Annotated in this window: 4 protein-coding genes; 3 read left to right on the top strand and 1 reads right to left on the bottom strand. The window is 70.7% G+C overall.

What is annotated here, in order from left to right; all coding sequences use genetic code 11:
- Positions 1–30 precede the first annotated feature (30 nt).
- The 3 genes from J0670_RS32270 (at position 31) to J0670_RS32260 (ending at position 3,215) form a co-directional block, all read left to right on the top strand.
- The gene (locus J0670_RS32270) at positions 31–1,188 is read left to right on the top strand and encodes a cell wall metabolism sensor histidine kinase WalK (RefSeq protein ID WP_207815590.1); all 1,158 of its coding nucleotides are present in this window, start codon (positions 31–33) and stop codon (positions 1,186–1,188) included.
- Positions 1,189–1,424: 236 nt separating this feature from the next.
- Positions 1,425–2,411, top strand: coding sequence for an acyl-ACP desaturase (locus J0670_RS32265; protein ID WP_207815588.1), 987 nt, complete (start codon positions 1,425–1,427; stop codon positions 2,409–2,411).
- Positions 2,412–2,915: 504 nt separating this feature from the next.
- Positions 2,916–3,215, top strand: coding sequence for a DUF4193 domain-containing protein (locus tag J0670_RS32260; protein WP_030057692.1), 300 nt, complete (start codon positions 2,916–2,918; stop codon positions 3,213–3,215).
- Positions 3,216–3,527: 312 nt separating this feature from the next.
- Here J0670_RS32260 and J0670_RS32255 read toward each other — a convergent pair whose 3' ends face one another.
- Entirely contained in the window at positions 3,528–3,986 is a 459-nt protein-coding gene (locus tag J0670_RS32255; protein WP_207815589.1) for a DUF3093 domain-containing protein, read from the bottom strand.
- Positions 3,987–4,007: the final 21 nt, after the last annotated feature.

Here is a 4,007-nt window from a genome sequence, read left to right as displayed (position 1 = left end):
CGGGGCGGCGCCTACACCCCCGGCGACGGCATGCTCGCCTGGCTGCCGTTCCGCCCCACCATCCGGATGCGGCTCACCCTGCTCTACGGCGGGATGTTCCTCATGGCGGGCGTGGTGCTGCTGCTGCTGATGTACTTCTTCTTCAACCAGGCACTGGACTACGTCGCGCCGCCGCCGCTGAGCGGCCTCACCGTCGTCGACCGCAACGGCCTGGCCACCAGCAGCAGCCAGCTCAACGACCTGCTCGCCAGCCGGCACCAGGCGGCCGCCAACGTCGCGCTGAACACCCTGCTGCGCAAGTCCCTCACCATGCTGGTCTGCCTCGCCGTGATCGCCTTCGTGGCCGGCTACGCGATGGCCGGCCGGGTGCTGCGCCCGCTCGGCCGGATCACCCGCACCGCCCGTGACGTCGCCTCCTCCGACCTGCACCGGCGGATCGAGCTGGACGGCCCGGACGACGAGCTCAAGGAGCTCGCCGACACCTTCGACGAGATGCTGGACCGGCTGGACCGCTCCTTCGACTCCCAGCGCCGCTTCGTCGCCAACGCCTCGCACGAGCTGCGCACCCCGCTGGCGATCAACCGCACCCTGCTGGAGGTCCAGCTCTCCGACCCGGCCGCCTCGCAGGACCTCCAGCAGCTGGGCAAGACCCTGCTGGCCACCAACGAGCGCAGCGAGCAGCTGGTCGAGGGCCTGCTGCTGCTCGCCCGCAGCGAGAACGAGCTGACCGACCGCCGCCCGGTGGAGCTGTCCGAGGTGGCCACCAGGGCGCTGGAGCAGACCAGGGGCGAGGCCGACAAGCGCGAGGTCGAGCTGCGCTCGAAGCTCGACCCGGCCGTGGTCGCGGGCAACGGCGTGCTGCTCGAACGCCTCGCGCTCAACCTGCTGCAGAACGCCGTGCGCTACAACACCGCGGGCGGCTGGATCGAGCTGGCCACCACCGCGGTGCCCGGCGGCGGTGAGCTGGTGGTCTCCAACACCGGTCCGGTGGTGCCCGGGTACGAACTGGAGCACATCTTCGAGCCGTTCCGCCGGATCAAGGGCGCCGACCGCACCCGCAGCGACAAGGGGGTCGGGCTGGGTCTGTCCATCGTCCGTTCGGTGGTGCGCGCCCACGGCGGCACCATCGAGGCCACCCCGCGCGCCGGCGGCGGTCTCACCATGCGGGTGCGCATCCCCGCCCCGTAACGGCCCCCGGCGCCGCCGCGTTCCGCGGACGACCGTTTTCAGCCGCCCCCGTCAGGCCCGTCAAGACGACATAAGGCCTGGCGGGGGCGGCTTGTCATTTCCGGCCCGAGCAACTTACGGTGTCGTAACCTACGCAACCGTAAGTGCGCTCGCCGGTGTGCTCACCGATGGGTCCGTACGACGTGTGCCCGCCCAACGCGCCCGTCCCGCGCGTGCCGTCCCCCAGGAGCAAGACCGTGACCATCGCCCCTGTGCAGAGCAGCGCCTCGCTCGGATCGAGCGGCTGGACCGACGCGCGGCTGATCCTGGCCCTCGAAGAGGCCGTGGAGAAGGAGCTCAACCGCCACCTGGGCGTGGCCAGGGAGTGGATGCCGCACGAGTTCATCCCGTGGAGCCAGGGCCGCGACTTCGACGGCGTGCTGGGCGGCGAGGCCTGGGACGTCGAGCAGTCGAAGGTGACCGCGCTCGGCCGGGTCTCGCTGGTGGTCAACCTGCTGACCGAGGACAACCTCCCCAGCTACCACCACGAGATCGCGACCATGTTCGGCCGCGAGGGCGCCTGGGGCACCTGGGTGCACCGCTGGACCGCCGAGGAGGGTCGGCACGGGATAGCGATCCGCGACTACCTGCTCGCCACCCGGGCCGTCGACCCGGTGGAGCTGGAGCGGGCCCGGATGAACCACATGTCCGAGGGCTTCGAGTCCGACAACGCGCACAGCATGCTGCACTCGGTCGCGTACGTGGCCTTCCAGGAGCTCGCGACCCGCATCGCGCACCGCAACACCGGCCGGCACGCCGGGGACCCGCTGTGCGAGCAGCTGCTGGCGAAGATCGCCAACGACGAGAACCTGCACATGGTCTTCTACCGGAACCTGCTGAAGGCGGCCCTGGAGATCGCCCCCGACCAGGCCATGCGGGCCGTCGCGGACGTGGTCACCAACTTCCGGATGCCCGGCCACGGCATCCCCGGTTTCGAGCGCGCCGCCGCGCAGATCGCCCTCGGCGGGGTGTACAACCTGCGCATCCACCACGACGAGGTGCTGCAGCCGGTGCTGCGCCACCTGCGCGTGATGGAGGTCGGCGGCCTCGGCCCGGAGGGGCTGCTGGCGCAGAACGAGCTGGGCGTCTTCATGGACGGGCTGGACGCGCAGGCGCGCAAGTTCGAGGAGCGCCAGGCCGCGATCCTGGCGCGCCGCGAGGCCGCGCGGCGTAAGACCGACTAAGGTGCCCCGGGGCGCCCCGTCGGGGTGCCCCGGGTCCTTCGCCGAGCGGTCGGAGTGGGTGGATTTTCCGTGGTTTGCCCCGGAAGATTCTGAACGTGACCAAGCTCACATCGTGTCGCTGCGCGGCGTCGGGCAACCTCGGAGAGTGACTGAGTCGCCGGTGGTATCGATCGCCGTCCGTGACCGGAATCCGGTCCGCGGACGGTCCGCAGGATTGGTCGGCATCGCTGGTGGGCAAGGGATTTGGCGGACACCAGTACGGCTCCCGCTCACTGTGCGTCGTCGGTTCGGAAGGCCCGGAGCCGGTCGGCGATGGCCCAGCGTGAGGCCTTTCTCGGCCCCGGAGGTCACCCCAACGGAGCCCTGGCTGAGTGTCGATTGAGTAACAGGGCTTGAAGTAAGGCAAAATCTCCGCCTCGGGTCGGGCACAAGACCGACCCCCCATGCGTTACGTGCGCTGGAGATACCGCACACACCGCACAACCCGGAGGGGGAGAGCGAAAAATGGCAACCGACTACGACACCCCACGCAAGACCGACGACGAGCTCAACGAAGACAGCATCGAGGAGCTCAAGGCTCGGCGGAACGACAAGGGCGGCGGCTCTGTCGACGTCGACGAGTTCGACGCCGCCGAGGGCATGGAGCTCCCCGGCGCCGACCTCTCGAACGAGGAGCTCGCGGTCCGCGTGCTGCCGAAGCAGGCCGATGAGTTCACCTGCATGAGCTGCTTCCTGGTGCACCACCGCAGCCAGCTCTACAGCGAGAAGAACGGCAACCCGATCTGCCGGGACTGCGGCGCCTGAGCACCACGGTGGGCAGGGCAGTACGGTTCCCGCGGCTCCCGCGGGACCGGCACGACGCCCCTTCCGGCCCCGGGCAGCGGGGCCGGACGGCAGGTCCGAGGACCGTCCGTACGGACGGTCCCGGGAGGACGGAGTCGGTCGACACAACGTCGATCTGGACAAAGTCGTAGGGACGGTCCCGCAGTAGCGGAACCGTCCCTCTCCGTTTCTCGGCTCTTCCGTTCTCCGGGTCCTTCCGAGTCCCGGGAGTCCCGGAATCCCGGAATCCCGGGACTCCCGGCGCTCCGGCCCTCGCGGCCCGGAGCGCGCCCCTTAGGTACGGGCGCCGCGCCGGGCCTCCTCCAGGGCGTCCGCCAGCTTCATCGGCGAGCGGGTGGACAGGTAGAGGTAGGGCGTCGGGTCGGCCGGATCGCTCACCTCGACCCGCAGCGCGGTCGGGACGTAGCTGCGCAGCAGCATGAAGGCGCGGGGATCGGCCTTCGGACCGCGCCAGGCCGCCGCCTCGGCGGGGCTCAGCGCCTGGGCGGCGCCCAGCGCGTCCACCGGGATGCGGGCCGGTCCGGCCACCAGCGAGCCCTGCACCACGCGGATCCGGGCAGAGCCGTAGCTGCTGATCGCCACCGCGCCGGCGGCGATGCCGACCACCAGGCCCACCAGGGCGGCCACGCCGCTGACCCGGATCAATATCAGCGCGAGGGTGAGACCGACAGCGACCGGAAGCAGCCACCAGGAGCGCGGCACCGTGAGGCGTTCGTCGTACATGCCCTCCATTGTGGGCGTCCTGACGCCCGG

Origin of the sequence: Streptomyces sp. FH025 (genome assembly GCF_017427025.1) — a bacterium.
Classification (GTDB): domain Bacteria; phylum Actinomycetota; class Actinomycetes; order Streptomycetales; family Streptomycetaceae; genus Kitasatospora.
This window is presented reverse-complemented; position numbering and strand designations above follow the sequence as displayed.